Source organism: Hydrogenophaga sp., assembly GCF_036675665.1.
In the GTDB taxonomy this organism is placed as follows: Bacteria; Pseudomonadota; Gammaproteobacteria; order Burkholderiales; family Burkholderiaceae_C; genus Hydrogenophaga.
Map to the genome: position 1 here is coordinate 1 of NZ_JAKFEO010000093.1, position 17,738 is coordinate 17,738.

Here is a 17,738-nt window from a genome sequence, read left to right on the forward strand (position 1 = left end):
ATCTCGTCAAACGGGTTCATGCTCATCTTGACGTTGGCGATGTCCACACCGCTGCCGTCGCTCTTGACGCGCACCTTGACGTTGTAGTCCACCACGCGTTTGACGGGGACGATGACTTTCATGCTGATCTGCTTTGTTCAAAGGGTTGTAAATCGAGAAGGCGTTCGGCCTTGCGCAGCACCGGCGCATCGACCATGCGGCCGTCGAGCTGGAACACCGCGCCGGCGGCTTGCGCGTTGGCCTGCAGCACGCGGCGGGCCCAGTCCAGCTCGGCGTCACTGGGCGCCAGGCCCGCGTGCACCAGCGGCACCTGGCGCGGGTGGATGCACAGCTTGCCGCCGAAGCCGAGGCGGCGCGAGCGCACGACGTCGGCCTGGGTCAGGGTTTCGTCGTTGATGTCGGGGCTCACCCCGTCGACCGGCGCGGCCAGCCCGGCGCGGCGCGAGGCCGCCACCAGCGCCAGCCGCACGGGCAGCAGCTCGTCCTGCGCGGGGCCGCAGGCCATCCCCATGTCGAGCTGGAAGTCGAGGTGACCGAACACCAGGCGCAGCACCTGCGGCGCGCGCGCCAGCGCATCGGCCGCAGCCCAGCCGTCGGCGCTCTCCACCAGCGGCAGCAAGGCCACCGGCGCACCGGCGGCCTGCGCGATCACGTTCAGTGTGATGACGCTGGCCGCCTTGGGCACCACCAGCCCCGCCGGCAAACCGGTGCCCAGTTCGCGCAACCACGCCAGGTCTGCTGCGTGTTCGTCGGGCGCATCGCCCGCGTTCAGCCGCACCAGCACGCGGGAGCGGGTGCCGCCGTCCAGGCCGCGCAACCAGGCGGCCACGTGTTCGCGGGCCCGGGGCTTGTCCTGCGGCGCCACCGCGTCTTCCAGGTCGAGGATCACCGCGTCGGCACCGCTGGCCAGGGCGCGGTCAAAGCGCTGGGGCGCATGGCCGGGCACGAACAGCAGGCTGCGCGCGCGGGCCAGCGCGTGGCCGGCGTGCTCGGCCATCAGGCAGCGCCCAGCAGCAGGCCCACGCGCGGCGCATCGGCGATGGCCCACAGGCGCTGCAGCGCGGCCTGCATCTGTGCCTCGCTGGCGCCGCCGCTGTAGCGCGCCAGGCGGTGCGCCTTGGCCTCGATCTCTTCGCGTGTGAGCGTGTTGCCGGGGTCGCCCTTGGGTTCGTCCACGCGGCCGTGCAACTCGCGGCCGTCGGTGGTCTTGACGATGACCTTGCCGATCCAGCGGCGCGGGTAGGCGCTGTCCACCTCGGCGTCGAGCACCATGCTCACCTTGTCGCGGAAGCTCTGGGTCAGCGGGCTGAGGAAGTGCTCGTCGAACTCGGTGAGGCCGGCGTGGCCGAACTGCGCCACCAGCGCCAGCACCGTGCCCATGGAAAACTTGCTCTGGTGCACCGTGGCGGGCATCACCACGGGGCCCAACACGTCGATGGCGCCCTGGTGCACCTGGGTGATGACCTCGGCCACGTCATGCGGGCGCAGGCCGTGCGCCTGCATGACCTGCAGCAGCGCGTCGGCGGCAGGGTGGGTGTGGCGGCAGCTGGCGTGGAACTTGAACGAGGTCTCCGCCGTGGCCCAGCGGCTGCCCAGGCCGTCGGTGAGGCAGGCCACGTCGGCGCCGCTGGACATGCCCGCGGCCATGCCCTGCGGGCCTTCGAGCACCTGTGCCGCGCCGGTGAAGCCGTCGCGCGCCAGCACGGCGGCCATCAGGCCGGCCGAGGCGGCGTGCGCGGTGTGCAGCTGCTTGCTGTCGGCGGCGGTGCGCAGGAACTCCCACAGGCCGGCGGCGGTGGTGCCGGCCGAGCCCAGCGCGTGCTGCATCTGCGCCGCGTCGAGCTTGAGCAGGTGGCCCACGGCGGCGGCAGACGCCAGGGTGCCGGCGGTGCCGGTGGTGTGGAAGATGCGGTAGTGCGGACGGCCCAGGTACTCGCCGACGCGGATGCCCACTTCGTAGCCCACCACCGACGCCGTCAGCAGGTCGCGGCCGCTCGCGCCGATCTGCTGCGCCACGGCCAGCGCCGCCGGAAACACCACCGTGGCGGGGTGGAACACCGAGCCGTTGTGCACGTCGTCCTGCTCGGCCACGTGCGAGGCCGCCGCGTTGGCCATGGCCGCGAGAAACGGGCTGCTGGTGCGGCGCGCGTTGATGACCTCGCTGGGGCCGTGTTCGGGCCCGGTGGCCAGCGCGAAGCGGGTGATGCTCTCCACCGGGCGCGAGCCATGGCCAGCGACGGTGGAGCCGAACCAGTCGACCAGCAGGTCTTCGGTCTTGCGCACGACCGGCTCGGGGATGTCGGAGAACCGCAGTTGCGCGGCGAAGCTGGCCAGGGTGGCGCTGGGCGTGTTCATGGTGTGGCTGTCTTTCAGATGGCGGAGGCGGCGCGCAGCGCGGCGATGTCGGCCGCCGAGCGGCCGAGTTCACGCAGGATGGATTCGGTGTGTTCACCCACCGCGGGCACCGGGTCCATGCGCGGTGCGAAGCGGTTGCTGCGGCCCGGGGGCAGCAGCGCGGGCACGGGGCCGGCGGGGGTGCCCACGGTCTGCCAGCGCTCGCGCGCCCGCAGCTGCGGGTGGGCCCAGACGCCGGCCATGTCGTTCATGCGCGCGTTGGCGATCTGGGCCTCGTCGAGCCGGTCGATCACGTCCTGCGCGCTCAGGCCGGCGAAGGCCTGCAGGATGAGCGCCTTGAGTTCGGCACGGTTCTCGTTGCGCCGGGCGTTGGCGTCGAAGCGCGGATCGGTGGCGAGCCCGGGCTGGCGCAGCACCTGGTCGCAGAAGGCTTTCCACTCGCGTTCGTTCTGCAGGCCGAGCATGACGGTGCCGCCGTCACCAGCCTGGAACGGTCCGTAGGGGTAGATGCTGGCGTGCGAGGCCGCGGTGCGCGGCGGTGGCGGCGCGCCCTCGAAGGCGTAGTACAGCGGGTAGCCCATCCACTCGGTCAGGCTCTCCAGCATGGACACGTCGATGTGGCTGCCTTCGCCCGTGCGCTGGCGCAGCATCAGGCCTGAGAGGATGCTGGTGAAGGCGTACATGCCGGCGGCGATGTCGGCGGCCGAGTTGCCGGCCTTGGACGGTTCCTCGGGCGTGCCGGTGATGGACAGCAGGCCCGCCTCGCTCTGGATCAGCAGGTCGTAGGCCTTCTTGTCGCGGTAGGGGCCGTCCTCGCCGTAGCCCGAGATGTCGCAGACGACCAGCCGGGGGTTGCGCTCCTTCAGCGCCGGGTACGACAGGCCCATGCGCGCGGCGGCACCGGGCGCGAGGTTCTGCACCAGCACGTCGGCCTGGTCGAGCAGCTCGCCCAGCACGGCCATGGCCCCGGCTTGCTTGAGGTCCAGCGTGAGGCTTTCCTTGCTGCGGTTGATCCACACGAAATGCGAGGACTGGCCCTGCACGCGGGTGTCGTAGGCGCGCGCGAAGTCGCCCGTGCCCGGACGCTCCACCTTGATGACGCGGGCGCCGAGATCGGCCAGCTGGCGGGTGCAGAAGGGTGCGGCCACCGCGTGCTCCAGCGACACCACGGTGATGCCGTCGAGGGGTCGTGTCATGTCAGTGTTCCATCAATACGATCGGGGTAAACCGAGCACGTGTTCGGCGATGTAGGAATAGATCATGTTGGTGGAGATCGGCGCGACCTGGTACAGGCGCGTCTCGCGGAACTTGCGCTCGACGTCGTATTCGCAGGCGAAGCCGAAGCCGCCGTGGAACTGCAGGCACACGTTGGCCGCTTCCCAACTGGCCTTGGCCGCCAGGTACTTGGCCATGTTGGCCTCGGCGCCGCAGGGCTGGCGGGCGTCGAACAGCGCGCAGGCCTTGAAGCGCATGAGGTCGGCGGCCTCGGTCTCGATGTAGGCGTCGGCGATCGGGAACTGCACGCCCTGGTTCTGGCCGATGGGCCGGCCGAACACCACGCGGTCCTTCACGTAGGCCGAGATGCGTTCGATGAACCAGTGGGCGTCGCCGATGCACTCGGCCGCGATCAGCGTGCGCTCGGCGTTCAGGCCGTCGAGGATGTACTTGAAGCCCTGGCCTTCCTGGCCGATGAGGTTGTCCGCCGGGATCTCCAGGTTCTCGAAGAACAGCTCGTTGGTCTCGTGGTTGACCATGTTGGGGATGGGGTGCACGGTCATGCCCTGGCCGGTGGCCTGTTGGATGTCGACCATGAAGATCGACATGCCCTGGGACTTCTTCGTCACCTCGGCCAGCGGCGTGGTGCGCGCGAGCAGGATCATCCAGTCGGAGTGCTGCACGCGGCTGATCCAGACCTTCTGGCCATTGATGACGTAGCGGTCGCCCTTCTTCACGGCGGTGGTCTTGATCTTCGTGGTGTCGGTGCCGGTGCTGGGCTCGGTCACGCCCATGGACTGCAGGCGCCACTCGCCGCTGGCGATCTTGGGCAGGTAGAGCTCCTTCTGCGCCTTGGAGCCATGGCGCAACAGCGTGCCCATGTTGTACATCTGGCCGTGGCAGGCGCCGGAGTTGCCACCCGCGCGGTTGATCTCTTCCATGATGATCGAGGCCTCGGTCAGCCCCAGGCCGGAGCCGCCGTATTCGGTCGGGATCAGGGCCGCCATCCAGCCCGCGCGCGTGAGCGCATCGACGAAGGCCTCGGGATAGGCGCGCTCCTGGTCCACCTTGCGGTGGTACTCGTCGGGGAACTGCGCGCAGAGCGAGCGCACGGCGTCGCGAATGTCTTGATAAGCGTCTGAGCTGGGCATGGTGGGGCGGGGATGTGAAGGGATGTCAGACGAAGTCTGCGCTGGCCGACATGGTGAGGAAAGCGTCGGTGTCTTGTGCCCACAGGCGAACGCTGCGCCCGTCGGCCGAGGGCGCGCCGTTGACGCGCATGGGGTGGCCGTCGAACGTGGGGCGCTGGGCGCGGAACTGGAAGCTGGCCAGGCTGCGCCCGGGCACGTGGCGGCGCACCAGGTCGAGCAGCAGTGTGGCAATGAGCGGGCCGTGCACCACCAGGCCGGGGTAGCCCTCTTCCTGCTGGGTGTAGCTGCGGTCGTAGTGGATGCGGTGGCCGTTGAAGGTGAGCGCCGAGTAGCGGAACAGCATCACCGGGTCGGGCAGCCAGGGCTGTTGCCAGGGGGCGCCGGCCTCGGCCGGCACGCCCGGGGGCGCGGGTTCGCCGGGCCGGGCGGCGTGGCGGTAGACGATGTCGTGCAGCTCCACCAGCGCGGTGCCCCGGTCGTTGCTCACGGTGTGCTCGACCTTCACGAACACCATCTCGCCGCTGCGCCCGGCCTTGTGCTCGACCGAGGCGATGCGCGAGCGGCGCTGCAGGGCATCGCCCAGGCGCAGCGGGTTGCCGGGCTCCCAGCGCAACTGGCTGCCGGCCCACATGCGCCGCGGCAGCGGCACCGGCGGCAAAAAGCCGCCGCGCCGGGGGTGGCCGTCGGGGCCGATCTGGCTGTGCGGCGCCTGCGGCAGGAAGTACAGCCAGTGCCACAGCGGTGGCAGCACGGCACCGTCCTGCAGTGGCGCGGGGTCGATGTCCAGCGTGGCGGCCAGGCCGCGCGCCGGGGCCAGCGTGGCGGTGTCCTGCAGGGTTTCGGTGCGGTCGGTCCAGCCCTGGAGCTGGTGCACCTGGTCGGGGGACAGTGAAGGGGTCATGACGGAACTCGGTTGTTCAGGCGCATGAACTTGAAGGTGCCCACCGCCTTGGCCACCACGTCGCCGCTCTCGTCCTCGACCTGGGCCTCGCAGAAGCAGATGGACTGCCCCGCGCGCGTGGCGCGCCCGTGCGCCACCAGCCGCCCGCGACCGGGCTTGTGGAACTGGGTCGACATGTCGATGGTCATGGCCGCGCGCTGGAAACCCGAGTGCGACAGCGCCGCGCTGGTCATGGCGCCATCGAGCATGGTCATGAGCACGCCGCCGTGGGCGTTGCCGAAATTGTTGGTGAGCTCGTCGCGCAGGTCCAGCGCCAGCCTGGAGACCCCGCCCTCGGCCAGCTCCCGTCGCAGCCCCAGCAGGTGGTTGAACGCCACTTGCTGGAACAGCTGCGAGGTGTCGGACGCGGGTTCTTCCAGCACGTCGGCCAGGGCGGGAGTGGGACAGGACATGGTGGATCAGTTCAGCTTGATGTTGGCGCTCTTGATGATGCGGGCATAGGTTGCCGCATCGCTCTTGAGGATCTCGGCGAAGTCGGCCGGCGTGTCGGAGGCGGGCAGCAAACCCAGGGCCTCGATCTTGTCCTTCACCTCGGGGCTGGCCAGGATGGCACGCGACTCGGCGGAGAACTTGTCCACCACCGCCTTGGGCGTGCCGGCGGGCAGCAGCATGCCGAACCAGCCCATGGGCTCGAAACCGTTGAAGCCCTGCTCCTTGAAGGTGGGCACCTCGGGCAACCAGCTCACGCGCTGGGTGCCGGTGATGCCCAGCAGCTTGAACTTGGGCAGGTGCGGACGCGAGGAGCCGGCGTCCAGAAAAGCCGCCGACAGCTGGTTGCCCAGCATGGCGTTGACCAGCGGCGCGCCGCCCTGGTAGGGCACGTGCACCATGTCCAGGCCGCCTTCCATGTTGAGCAGCGATCCCTGGATGTGCGCGGAGCTGCCCGCGCCGTAGGAGCCGAAATTGAACTTGCCCGGCTGCGACTTCACCAGCGCGGCGAACTCCCTGGCGTTGTTGGCCGGCGTCTCCTTGGGCACCGCCAGGATGCTGGGGCTGATGGCCACCCGGGTGATGGGCGTGAAGTCCTTGAGCGGGTCGTAGGGCAGGTTCATCAGCGTGATCTGCTGCACCAGGGCCACGATGGAGAACAGCACGGTGTTGCCGTCGGGCGCGGCGCGCGCCACCAGCTGCGAACCGATGGTGCCGCTGGCGCCCGGCTTGTTCTCCACGATCACGGGCACCTTCCAGGACTCGCCCAGCTTGTGCGCCACGGTGCGCGCCAGCGTGTCGGTGGCCCCGCCGGCGGGAAACGGCACGACGAAGCGGATCGTCTGGGCCGGGTCGGGGTACTTGGCCTGGGCCCACGCGGGGGACGTGCTCAGCAAGCCGAGGGCGGTCGCTGCGGCGGCGGCCAGGGTGAAGCGTCGTTGCATGTTCATGTTGTCTCCTGTCTTCTGGTGGTGGGCGGGAATCGGGCGGGTGGGGCGGATGGGCTTCAGCGCGCGGCTTCGCGCACCATGTTTCGTGCGATCACGATCTGCTGGATCTGGGTCGTGCCTTCGTAGATGCGGAAGAGGCGCACGTCGCGGTAGAAGCGCTCGATGCCGTACTCGGACATGTAGCCCGCGCCGCCGAAGATCTGCACCGCGCGGTCGGCCACGCGACCGCACATTTCGGACGCGAACATCTTGCAGCACGAGGCCTCGGTGCTCACGTTCTGGCCCAGGTCGCGGCGGCGCGCGGCGTCCAGCACCATGCAGCGCGCGGCGTACACCTCGGCCTTCGAATCGGCGAGCATGGCCTGCACCAGCTGGAACTCGGCGATCGGCTGGCCGAACTGCTTGCGGTCCATGGCGTAGGCCAGCGCATCGCGCAGCATGCGCTCGGCCACGCCGACGCAGATGGCCGCGATGTGGATGCGCCCCTTCTCCAGCACCTTCATCGCGGTCTTGAAGCCCTGCCCTTCCTGGCCACCCATGAGCTGCGTGGCGGGCACGCGGCAGTTCTCGAAGATCACGTCGGCGGTGTGCGCGCCGCGGTGGCCCATCTTGCGGTCGGGCTTGCCGATGGTGATGCCGGGCGTGTCGCGCTCGACGATGAAGGACGAGACGCCGCTGGCACCCTTGTCGGCCGGGTTGGTGCGGGCCATCAGGGTGAAGATCCCCGCGTGCGGCGCGTTGGTGATGAAGCGCTTGGTGCCGTTGACCACGTAGTGATCACCGTCGCGGATGGCGGTGGTGCGCAGCGACGCGGCGTCCGACCCGGCTTCGGGCTCGGTCAGCGCGAACGAGGCGACGAGCTCGCCGGTGGCCAGACGCGGCAGGTACTTGCTCTTCTGCTCGGGCGTGCCGTCGAACACGATGCCTTGCGAGCCGATGCCCACGGTGGTGCCGAACAGCGAGCGGAAACACGGCGAGGTCTGCCCCATGGCGAACATCACCTCGGTCTCCTCCTCCATGGTCAGACCCAGGCCACCGAATTCTTCGGGCACGGTCAGGCCGAACAGACCGATGTCCTTCATCTCGCGCACGATGTCTTCGGGGATCTCGTCGGTGTCGGAGACCACCGCCTCGGCGGGCACCAGGCGCTCGCGCACGAAACGGTTGACGCTGTCCAGCAGCTGGCTGAGGGTTTCGGTGTCTCGGATCATGGGTGGGTGCGTTCAATCAGGGATGAGGTTCAGGGTGGTGGCAGGGACACGCCAGGCCTGCCGTCAGAGGGCATCGGCCGTGCCGAGCACCGCGGTCGCCTGGCTGGAGAGGGTGCCGCCGTTGCCGTGGGCGATGGCGGTGTTCGCCCCCGCGATCTGGCGCTCGCCGCATTCGCCGCGCAGCTGGCGCGCGGCCTCGATGAGCGCGAAGATGCCGTACATGCCCGGGTGCACGCAGGACAGGCCGCCGCCGTTGGTGTTGACCGGCAGGCGCCCGCCCGGCGCGATGGCGCCGTCGCGCACGAAGGCCCCGCCTTCGCCCTTGGCGCAGAAGCCCAGGTCTTCAAGGAACAGCAGGGTGTTGATGGTGAAGGCGTCGTAGAGCTGCACCACGTCGATGTCGCTGGCGCCCAGGCCGGCCATGGCATAGGCCTGGCGGCCCGACTGCGAGGCGGCGGTCACGGTCAGGTCGTGCATGCTGGAGATCTGGCGGTTCCACACGGCGGTGGCGCCGCCCAGCACATACACCGGCTTGCCCGGCAGGTCGCGGGCGCGCTCGGCGCGCGTCAGCACCAGGGCGCCGGCGCCGTCGGTGACTAGGCAGCAGTCGCGCACCGAGAGCGGGTCGCTGACCATGCGCGCGCCCAGCACATCGTCGATGGACAGCGGATCGCGCATGAAGGCCTCGGGGTTCAGGCGCGCCCAGGCGCGCGCGGCCACCGCCACCTCGGCCAGGTCGCGGCGCGTGGTGCCGTACTGGTGCATGTGGCGCGAAGCCGCCAGCGCGTAGGCCGAGGGCGGCAGCATCGGTTCGTACGGCATCTCGTAGGGCTGCGGATCGAGGAAACGCCGGCTGGCCACGATCTCGCGCCGCCCGAAGGTGGCCGAGCGCTGGGCGCTGCCATAGCAGACCAGCACCGCGTTGCACAGCCCGGCCTCCAGCGCCAGCATGGCCGGCTCCAGGTGCGCGATGAAGCTGGAGCCGCCGAGCATGGTGCTGTCGATGTAGCCCGGGTTCAGGCCCAGGTACTCCACCACCGGCAGGGCCCACATGGTGGAGGCCGCGCTGGCGGTGCACAGGCCGTCGATGTCGGCCATGGTGAGGCCCGCATCGGCCACCGCCGCGTGCGCGGCGCGGGCCAGCAGCTCCATGTCGGTGAAGCCGGGCGCCTCGCCCATGCCGAAGGTGCCCACGCCGGCAATGACGGCGCTGCCGCGCAGGGATTTCAAGCGGTCGGTGCTCATGCTTTGCCTGCTTCCAGATCGAAGACCACGAGGCCCTGTTCGCCCACACGGGCCACCCGGGCGCGCACGCGCTGGCCGATCCGCACCGCGTCGGGCGTCACGCCTTCGACGCGGCTCATCAGTCGCACGCCTTCGTCGAGTTCGACGATGCACACGTTGTAGTCACCGCCGGCCTCGGCCTTGCGGCGCACGGTGGTCACGGCGTGCACCGTGCCGGCACCACCGGGCGCCACCAGGTCGAGCGTGTCGCTGCCGCAGTGCGGGCAGACCTCGCGCGGAAAGTAGACGTGCTCGTGGCAGGCGCGGCAGCGCTGGATGAGGAAGTGCCCCGCGTTGAGCGCGGCCTGGTGGCGGGCCAGGATGCCGCCGCTGGCAAGGTCGGTGCTGGCCATGGTCAGACCGGGTCCCAGCAGAAGACGTCGCTCGAACGGTCGAGGTCGAAGAAACTGGCCTGGAGCGCCGGCAGCGCGTGGCTGAGCACGTTCTGCGGGGTCCAGCCCTCACCGCGTTGCACCGAGCGCACCGGGCGCGGCTGGCTGATGAGGAAGATCTCGTTGTTGCGCACGGCGAAGATCTGGCCGTTGGCGCTGGCCGACTGGTCGCTGGCCAGGGCCACGGCCAGGGGCGCGATCTTGGCCGGCGTCATCTGCTTGATGCGCTCCACACGGGCCTGCTCTTCGGGTGTCTCGGTCGGGATCGAGCCGATCATGCGGCTCCACGCGAAAGGCGCGATGCAGTTGGAGCGCACATTGAATTTCTGCATGTCCAGCGCGATGGACTTGGACAGCGCGGCGATGCCCAGCTTGGCGGCCGAGTAGTTGGCCTGGCCGTAGTTGCCGATCAGGCCCGAGGTCGAGGTCATGTGGATGAAGTTGCCCGACTGCTGTTCCTTGAAGTGGGTGGCGGCGGCGCGGCTGACGTAGAAGCCACCGTACAGGTGCACCTTGATCACCGCGTCCCACTCGTCCACGCTCATCTTGTGGAAGAAGCGGTCGCGCAGGATGCCGGCGTTGTTCACCACCACGTCGATGCGGCCGAAGTGGTCGAGCGCGCTCTGCACGATGCGCCCGGCGCTGGCGGCCTCGGACACGCTGTCGGTGTTGGCCGCTGCCTCGCCGCCGGCGGCGCGGATCTCGTCGACAACTTTCTGGGCGGGGCCCGCGTCCTGGCCTTCACCGGTCACGGAGGCGCCGATGTCGTTGACCACGACCTTCGCGCCTTCGCGCGCCATGGCCAGCGCGATGTCGCGGCCGATGCCGCCACCGGCGCCGGTGACCACGACCACTTTGCCGGCCACGATGTTCTGGTTTGTCTCGCTCATGTGATGTTTCTCAAGTTGTGAAGGATGGTCGCCGGGTGGGTCGCTCGCGGCAATGCGCGATTGCGAAACCCGGCCTTTGTGTGTCTGGAAGTCCGCGCCCCGCCTAGGCTGCGGGGCGGTTGACGGGCCACTGGAAGGGAAGCGGCTGCTTCTCGAGGAAGGCCGCCACGGCCTTCTTGTGCTCGGCGGTGCCGGCGGCCACGACCTGGGCGTTGGCCTCGGCCTCCAGCGCGGCGGCCAGGCTGGGGCTGCCGTTGTCGAGCATGCGTTTGATCAGGCTGACGGCCGTGGGCGAGGCGCCCACGAAGCTGCGCGCGATGGCCTGCGCGCGCGGCAGCAGCGCCTCGGGTGCGTGCAGCTCGCAGACGATGCCCAGCTGCAGCGCCTCCTGGGCCGAGACGTCGCGCCCGGAGAGCATGAGCTCACGCGCGCGCTGCACGCCCACCACGCGCGGCAGGGTGTGGAAGGCCGCCACGTCGGGCACCAGACCGACCTTGATGAAGGACATGGAGAACCACGCGCGCGGCGTGGCCAGCACGAAGTCGGCGGCGAGCGCCAGGCTAAAGCCCGCGCCGGCGGCGGCACCGTCCACCGCCGCGATCACCGGGCGGTCCAGCGTGATCAGCTCGCGCAGCCACTCGTGCAGCGTGGCCATGCGCTGGCGCCACTCGCCGTTGTCGAGCTGCAGCGCGGCGATGTTCTTGAGGTCACCGCCGGCACAGAAGTGCCCACCGGCACCGGTGAGCACCACGGCGCGGATGCTGCTGTCGCGGCGCACGCGGCGCACGGCGTCGGCGAGCTGCTCGCGCAGCACCATGTCGAAGGCGTTGCGTTTCTCCACGCAGTCGAGCGTGATCGTGGCGACCTGGTCCTGCAGGTCGACGTGCACCATGGTGCGTTCGGGGGAGGTGGTTGTCGTTGTGGTGGTCATGGGGTTTCCTGTGCGGATTCGGCCGCGGCTTCGGCTTCCTGCAGTTCGCGCCAGGCCACCTTGCCGGTGCCCGAGCGCGGCAGGCTCGCCATGAACTTGATGCTTCGAGGGGCCTTGTAGGCCGACATGCGCTGACGGCACCATTCGATGAAGTCTTGCTCGGTCAACACCGCGCCGGCCTTGAGCACGACCAGGGCGCGCACGCTCTCGCCGCGCCTGGCATCGGGCACGCCGACGACGCAGGCTTCCTGCACCGACGGGTGCTCGTAGAGCATGGCCTCGACCTCGGCCGGCCAGACCTTGAAGCCACTGGCGTTGATCATGCGTTTGAGGCGGTCGCGCATGAAGAAGTAGCCCTCTTCGTCCACGCAGGCGAGGTCGCCCGTGCGCAGGAAGCGCCGGCCGTCGATCTCGATGAAGGCGGCGGCATCGGCCTCCGGATTGCGCCAGTAGCCCAGCATCACCTGCGGGCCGCGCGTGACCAGCTCGCCCACCTCGCCACACGACAGTTCCTGCAGCGTGACCGGGTCGACGATGCGCGACTCGACCCCCGGCGTGGGCAGACCCAGGCACTGGCGCTTGCCACGCGCCAGCGGGTTGGCGTGCAGGAAGGCAGCGGTCTCGGTGAGGCCGTAGGCTTCGTTGTAGGAGAGCCCGAAACGCTCGCTCAGCATGGTGGCCACCGCCTCGGGCATGGCCGCGCCGCCGCCGGAAAGCAGCGCCAGGCTGGAGAGGTCGCGCGTCAGGGCCTCGGGCTGGGAAAAGAAGTCGATCACCATGGCCGGTGGCGCGGTCCAGGCGGTGATGCGGTGGCGCTCCACCAGGGCCACCGCCTGCGCCGGGTTCCAGCGCGGCATCAGCACCATCGTGGCCCCGAGCGTGATGGGCATGTTCATGCCGTTCTGCAGACCGAGCATGTGGAACAGCGGCGCCACGCACAGGAACACCGCGTCACCCTGCAGGCCGCGCCACACCTGCGACGACAGGTTGGAGGCCAGCAGCGTGGCATGCGAATGGCGGCAGCCCTTGGGGTGGCCGGTGGTGCCCGAGGTGTAGGGCAGCACCGCGAGGTCGTCGACCGATGGGTGGTCGGTGGGAGGTGCGAGGCCGAGCGCGATGGCGTCCTCGAAACCGTGGAACGCCGGCCCGGGCAGCGCACGGCGCGGCTCGGTGACGACCGCCGGCATGTCGGCATCCACCTGATCGGCGGCCAGGCCCTGCAGGGCATCGCTGTAGGCCAGCACCAGCACCTGATCCACCTCACCGCGCGCCAGGCAGGCCTGCACCGGGCCCACCAGTTCCTGCGCGCAGATGACCACCCGCGCGCCACTGTCCTGCGCGTAGAAGCGCAGCTCGGCGTCGGTGCTCATGGGGTTCACCGGCACCACCGCCGCGCCCGCGCGCTGGATGCCGTAGCAGGCCACCAGAAACTGCGGGCAGTTCTGGCTGAGCAGCAGCACGCGGTCGCCCGGCTGCACACCCAGGCGCTGCTGCAGGTAGCCGGCCAGCGCCTGCACGCGCTGCCACAGCCCGGCGTAAGGCAGCGTGGCGCCCGCAAACACCACGGCGGGCTTGTCGGGGTGGCGCTGCGCGGCGGTCTGCACGCAGTGGGTCAGCGGCACGCGCGGCACCCGCACCTCGGCGGGAACGCCTTTCGGCCAGAACGGGTTGAGGCCCTGCTCCATCGATGTCGTCTCCTGGGAATGTGTCCGGTCTTGTGGGTGGGCCGGATCACAGGTTGCGCGAGATGAGTTCCTTCATGACCTCGCTGGTGCCGCCGTAGATGCGCATGACGCGCGAGTCCACGTAGGCGCGGCAGATGGGGTACTCCATCATGTAGCCGTAGCCGCCGTAGAGCTGCAGCATCTCGTCGAGCGCGCGGCCCAGTTCTTCGGTGACGAAGAGCTTGGCCATGGCGGCCTCGTCCAGCGTGAGCTTGCGGCGCAGGTGCTCGCCCAGGTACTGGTCGACCATGATGCGCACGGCGGTGGCGCGCGTGCGGATCTCGGCCAGCTTGAACTTGGTGTTCTGGAAATCCACGAGCGGTTTGCCGAACACCACGCGCTCGCGGGTGTAGCGCACGGTCTCCTCGTACATGGCCTCCAGCTTGGAGGCCGCGCCCAGCGCGATGATGAAACGCTCCTGCGCCAGGTCCTGCATGAGGTAGCCGAAGCCCTTGTTCTCCTCGCCCAGCAGGTTGTCCACCGGCACGCGCAGCTCGTCGAAGAACAGCTCGGCGGTGTCGGCCGCTTCCTGGCCCATCTTCTCCAGCTTGCGCCCGCGGCGAAAACCCACCCGGTCGGCCTCGACCAGGATCAGCGACACGCCCTTGGCGCCCAGCTCCGGATCGGTCTTGGCGACCACCACCACGAGGTCGCAGTTCAGGCCGTTGGAGATGAAGGTCTTGGCGCCGTTGATGACGTACTCGTCGCCGTCGCGGCGCGCCGTGGTGCGGATGGCCTTGAGGTCGCTGCCGGCGCCCGGCTCGCTCATGGCGATGGCGAGGATCACCTCACCCAAGGCGCAGCCGGGCAGCCAGCGCGCCTTCTGGGCCGGCGTGCCCAGGCGCGCGATGTAGGGCGCCACGATGTCCGAATGCAGGCCGAAACCCAGGCCGCCCACACCGGAGCGGCCGATCTCCTCGACGATCACGGCGGCGTGGCCGAAGTCGCCGCCCGCGCCACCCCATTCGGGGTCCAGCGTGGGACACAGCAGGCCTTCGCGCCCGGCCTTCAGCCAGGTCTCGCGGTCGACGCGGCCGTCCTTGTCCCACTGCGCCTGGCGCGGCTTGCATTCCGTGTCGAGGAAGCGGCGCACGGTGGTGCGCAGCATCTCGTGGTCTTCGCGGTAGACCTGGCGCGGGTAGGTCAGGATGCTTTCCATGTCCGGGCTCCGGTCAGGGCTTGCCGCCGCCGCAGACCAGCACCTGGCCGCTGACGAAGTTGGACTCCGGGATGCAGAACAGGTAGACCGCGCCGGCGGCCTCTTCCGGTGTGCCGCCACGGCCCAGCGGAATGGTCTGCTCGATCGACTTGAGGATCTGCGGATTCACGCCCACCTTGATCTGCTGGCCGGCGATGTCGATGCTCGCGTCGCTGCCGGCGGCGGCTTCGGTCAGGCGGGTCATGATCAGACCGAAGGCCACGCTGTTGACGTTGACCTTGTAGCGGCCCCACTCCTTGGCCAGCGCCTTGGTCAGGCCGTTCACGCCGGCCTTGGCGGCGGCGTAGTTGGCCTGGCCGGCGTTGCCGTACACGCCCGAGACCGACGAAATGTTCACCACCTTGCGAAACACCGGCGTGCCCGCTTCGGCCTCGCGCTTGGCCGCGTCGCGGATGAAATCAGACGCTGCGCGCAGGATGCGAAACGGCGCGGTGAGGTGCACCGCGAGCATGGCCTCCCACTGCTCGTCGCTCATCTTCTGCACCACGTTGTCCCAGGTGTAGCCGGCGTTGTTGACGATGATGTCCAGACCACCGAAGGTGTCGATGGCGGTCTGCACGAAGCGCTCGGCAAAGCCGGCCTCGATCACGCTGCCCACGCAGGCCGTGGCCTGGCCGCCAGCGGCCCGGATGTCCTCGGCGGTCTGCTCGGCGGGCGCGGCGTCGAGGTCGTTGATGACCACGCGGGCGCCGTCGCTGGCGAGCTTGAGGGCGATTTCACGGCCGATGCCGCGACCGGAACCAGAGACGATGGCGACCTTGCCGTCGAGTTTTCGGGACATGGAAAAACTTTCTCGATGAATGGATGAAGGGGAGACGGTCGGGCGCTCAGGACAGGGCCAGCACGGCCTCGCCCTGGAGCTTGACGACGCCGGCCGCGTTGGCGGTCTGCACGTTCACGCGCACGCGGCGCTCGCCGTCGACCACGAAGGCATCGACCACCTCGCCGGTGCAGCGGATGCGCTCGCCCACCTGGGTGATGGCGGCAAAGCGCACGCTGAACTCGCGCACGGCGGTCTGCGGCACCCAGTTGGTGAGCAGGCGTCCGAGCCAGGCCATGGACAGCATGCCGTGGGCAAACACGTCGGCCTGGCCGGCCGAGCGCGCGAAGTCGGTGTCCACATGGATCGGGTTGTGGTCACCGGAGGCCCCGCAGTACAGGGCCAGGGTCAGGCGGCTGACGGGCGGCAGCTCCAGCGGCGGCAGGAAGTCGCCGGTCTGGATGCCTTCGAGGGAAACGGGGACGGACAGGGTGCTCATGGGAATGTCTCAGCTGTTGCGCATGACGGTCACGCAGCGCAGGTCGGCCACGTGCTCGCCGCGCTGGTTGCTCACGCGGGTCTTGCGAACGACGAACTCGAGCGCGCCGCCCTTCTTGTCGTAGATGTCCTCGATGCGCTGCTCGAAGCGCAGGCGGTCGCCGGCGTAGGCCATGCGGTGGAAGCTGAAGCCCTGCTCGCCGTGCAGCAGGCGGCGGTAGTCCAGGCCCAGCAGGTTGCGGATGGCCGCCGGGTCCGGCGCCTCCATCTCCAGGCAGAACAGGAAGGTGGGCGGTACCGGCAGGCCGGGGTGGCCGGCCGCCTGCGCGGCGGCCTCGTCGGCATAGACCGGATCGGTCTGGCCGGTGGCCTTGGCGAAGAAGCGCAACCGGCCCTTGTCGACCTCCACCTCGAAGGGCGCCATGGTGTGCCCGATGTACTGGCGATCGATCATGGCGGGTCAGACCTTTTCGTAGAGGGTGATGACGCAGGCGCCACCCAGGCCCAGGTTGTGCTGCAGGGCCAGGCGCGCGCCCTCGACCTGGCGCTGGTCGGCCTGGCCGCGCAGCTGCCACACCAGTTCGGCGCACTGGGCGAGGCCGGTGGCGCCCAGCGGGTGGCCCTTGGAGAGCAGGCCGCCCGAGGGGTTGGTCACGACGCGGCCGCCGTAGGTGTTGTCGCCATCCATGATGAAACGCTCGGCCGTGCCTTCGGGCGTGAGGCCCAGCGCTTCGTAGGTGATGAGTTCGTTGGCGGTGAAGCAGTCGTGCAGCTCGACCACATCCAGGTCTTCCGGGCCGATGCCGGCCGCTTCATAGACCTGCGCGGCCGCGGCCACGGTCATGTCGTAACCCACCACGCGGCGCATGTCGTCGGACTCGAAGGTGCTGGGGGTGTCGGTGGTCATGGCCTGGGCCTTGATCACGACGCTGGCGTCCAGGCCGTGCTTGCGCGCGAACTCGGCCGAGCACACGATGGCGGCGGCAGCGCCGCAGGTGGGCGGGCAGCACTGGTAACGCGTGAGCGGATCGAACACAGAAGGCGAGGCCATCACCTCGTCGAGCGTGAGGGTCTGGCGGAACACGGCCAGCGGGTTGCGCGCGGCGTGCTGGCGCGCCTTGACCGAGATGCGGCCGAAGGTGTCGGGGCGGATGCCGTACTGCGCGATGTAGTCGCGGCCGGCACCACCGAAGAACTGCGCGGCGCGCGGCTTCTCCGGGTCGTAACCCTGGTGGCTGGTCATCACGTCGGCGAAGCGCGCCATGGGCGAAGGACGGTCGTCCCACGCACCCTTGAGCGCGCCGGGCTGCATCTGCTCGAAGCCCAGCGCGATGGCGCATTCGACCATGCCGCTTTCCACGGCCTGGCGCGCGAGGAACAGCGCGCTGGAGCCGGTGGAGCAGTTGTTGTTGACGTTGAAGACCGGGATGCCGCTCAGGCCCACGCCATAGATGGCGGCCTGGCCGGCGGTGGAGTCGCCGTAGACGTAGCCGACGTAGGCTTGCTGCACCTTGTCGTAGTCCACGCCGGCGTCCTTGAGGGCGGCCTGCGCGGCGCGCATGCCCATGACGGTGTAGGGCTCGCTGGCCCCGGGTTTGGTGAAGGGGATCATGCCCACGCCGACGACGTGAACGGGCCTGCTGGTACGGCTCATCAGGGTTTCCTTGGGGTTGGTGTGATCGATGGGGACAGTGTGTCCGCCACCGCGCCCGCGGCCAATCGCAGCACGGCCCAAAATGATTGGCAGAAATGCCCAGCGCAACGCGGG

18 protein-coding genes and 1 pseudogene are annotated in these 17,738 nt (G+C 69.6%); all 19 read right to left on the reverse strand.

The genetic code is table 11. The annotated features are described in order from the left end of the window. A pseudogene (locus V6M63_RS21310) lies at positions 1–122 on the reverse strand (electron transfer flavoprotein subunit beta/FixA family protein); the annotation flags it as partial. Further along, complete coding sequence (locus V6M63_RS21315) at positions 119–997, reverse strand: HpcH/HpaI aldolase/citrate lyase family protein (protein WP_332745182.1); 879 nt, start codon at positions 995–997, stop codon at positions 119–121. The gene V6M63_RS21315 and the pseudogene V6M63_RS21310, both read right to left, overlap by 4 nt. Next, positions 997–2,355 (reverse strand): MmgE/PrpD family protein, encoded by a 1,359-nt coding sequence (locus V6M63_RS21320; protein WP_332745184.1) that lies wholly within the window; start codon positions 2,353–2,355, stop codon positions 997–999. Before V6M63_RS21320 ends, V6M63_RS21315 begins: the two co-directional genes overlap by 1 nt. 14 nt (positions 2,356–2,369) lie before the next feature. Further along, a complete protein-coding gene (locus tag V6M63_RS21325; RefSeq protein WP_332745186.1) occupies positions 2,370–3,551 on the reverse strand; it encodes a CaiB/BaiF CoA transferase family protein in 1,182 nt (393 codons plus the stop codon). 12 nt (positions 3,552–3,563) lie between these two features. Then, a complete protein-coding gene (locus V6M63_RS21330) occupies positions 3,564–4,721 on the reverse strand; it encodes an acyl-CoA dehydrogenase family protein (RefSeq protein ID WP_332745188.1) in 1,158 nt (385 codons plus the stop codon). A 25-nt stretch (positions 4,722–4,746) separates the two neighbouring features. Next, a complete protein-coding gene (locus V6M63_RS21335; RefSeq protein ID WP_332745189.1) occupies positions 4,747–5,622 on the reverse strand; it encodes an FAS1-like dehydratase domain-containing protein in 876 nt (291 codons plus the stop codon). Further along, on the reverse strand, positions 5,619–6,074 hold the full coding sequence (locus tag V6M63_RS21340) for a PaaI family thioesterase (RefSeq protein WP_332745190.1): 456 nt from the start codon (positions 6,072–6,074) through the stop codon (positions 5,619–5,621). Before V6M63_RS21340 ends, V6M63_RS21335 begins: the two co-directional genes overlap by 4 nt. A gap of 6 nt (positions 6,075–6,080) precedes the next feature. Beyond that, positions 6,081–7,061: a Bug family tripartite tricarboxylate transporter substrate binding protein gene (locus tag V6M63_RS21345; RefSeq protein ID WP_332745192.1), complete on the reverse strand. Its 981-nt coding sequence runs from the start codon at positions 7,059–7,061 to the stop codon at positions 6,081–6,083. Between the two features lie 56 nt (positions 7,062–7,117). Next, positions 7,118–8,272, reverse strand: coding sequence for an acyl-CoA dehydrogenase family protein (locus tag V6M63_RS21350; RefSeq protein WP_332745194.1), 1,155 nt, complete (start codon positions 8,270–8,272; stop codon positions 7,118–7,120). Positions 8,273–8,335: 63 nt separating this feature from the next. Beyond that, positions 8,336–9,517: a thiolase gene (locus V6M63_RS21355; protein ID WP_332745195.1), complete on the reverse strand. Its 1,182-nt coding sequence runs from the start codon at positions 9,515–9,517 to the stop codon at positions 8,336–8,338. Beyond that, on the reverse strand, positions 9,514–9,909 hold the full coding sequence (locus V6M63_RS21360) for a Zn-ribbon domain-containing OB-fold protein (protein ID WP_332745196.1): 396 nt from the start codon (positions 9,907–9,909) through the stop codon (positions 9,514–9,516). The genes V6M63_RS21355 and V6M63_RS21360 overlap by 4 nt, the downstream gene beginning before the upstream one ends. Positions 9,910–9,911: 2 nt before the next feature. After that, positions 9,912–10,838 carry an SDR family NAD(P)-dependent oxidoreductase gene (locus V6M63_RS21365; protein ID WP_332745197.1) on the reverse strand — a complete coding sequence of 309 codons (927 nt, stop codon included), beginning with the start codon at positions 10,836–10,838 and terminating at the stop codon, positions 9,912–9,914. 103 nt (positions 10,839–10,941) lie between these two features. Further along, positions 10,942–11,769 carry an enoyl-CoA hydratase/isomerase family protein gene (locus V6M63_RS21370; protein WP_332745198.1) on the reverse strand — a complete coding sequence of 276 codons (828 nt, stop codon included), beginning with the start codon at positions 11,767–11,769 and terminating at the stop codon, positions 10,942–10,944. Then, entirely contained in the window at positions 11,766–13,454 is a 1,689-nt protein-coding gene (locus V6M63_RS21375) for a long-chain-fatty-acid--CoA ligase (RefSeq protein ID WP_332745199.1), read from the reverse strand. The genes V6M63_RS21370 and V6M63_RS21375 overlap by 4 nt, the downstream gene beginning before the upstream one ends. Before the next feature lie 46 nt (positions 13,455–13,500). Continuing rightward, positions 13,501–14,652, reverse strand: coding sequence for an acyl-CoA dehydrogenase family protein (locus V6M63_RS21380; protein WP_332745200.1), 1,152 nt, complete (start codon positions 14,650–14,652; stop codon positions 13,501–13,503). Between the two features lie 13 nt (positions 14,653–14,665). Then, the gene (locus tag V6M63_RS21385; RefSeq protein WP_332745201.1) at positions 14,666–15,493 is read right to left on the reverse strand and encodes an SDR family NAD(P)-dependent oxidoreductase; all 828 of its coding nucleotides are present in this window, start codon (positions 15,491–15,493) and stop codon (positions 14,666–14,668) included. 46 nt (positions 15,494–15,539) lie between these two features. Continuing rightward, positions 15,540–15,971: a MaoC family dehydratase gene (locus tag V6M63_RS21390; RefSeq protein ID WP_332745202.1), complete on the reverse strand. Its 432-nt coding sequence runs from the start codon at positions 15,969–15,971 to the stop codon at positions 15,540–15,542. A 9-nt stretch (positions 15,972–15,980) separates the two neighbouring features. Next, on the reverse strand, positions 15,981–16,424 hold the full coding sequence (locus tag V6M63_RS21395; RefSeq protein ID WP_332745203.1) for a MaoC family dehydratase N-terminal domain-containing protein: 444 nt from the start codon (positions 16,422–16,424) through the stop codon (positions 15,981–15,983). Positions 16,425–16,430: 6 nt separating this feature from the next. Then, positions 16,431–17,624, reverse strand: coding sequence for a lipid-transfer protein (locus tag V6M63_RS21400; protein ID WP_332745204.1), 1,194 nt, complete (start codon positions 17,622–17,624; stop codon positions 16,431–16,433). Positions 17,625–17,738 lie beyond the last annotated feature (114 nt).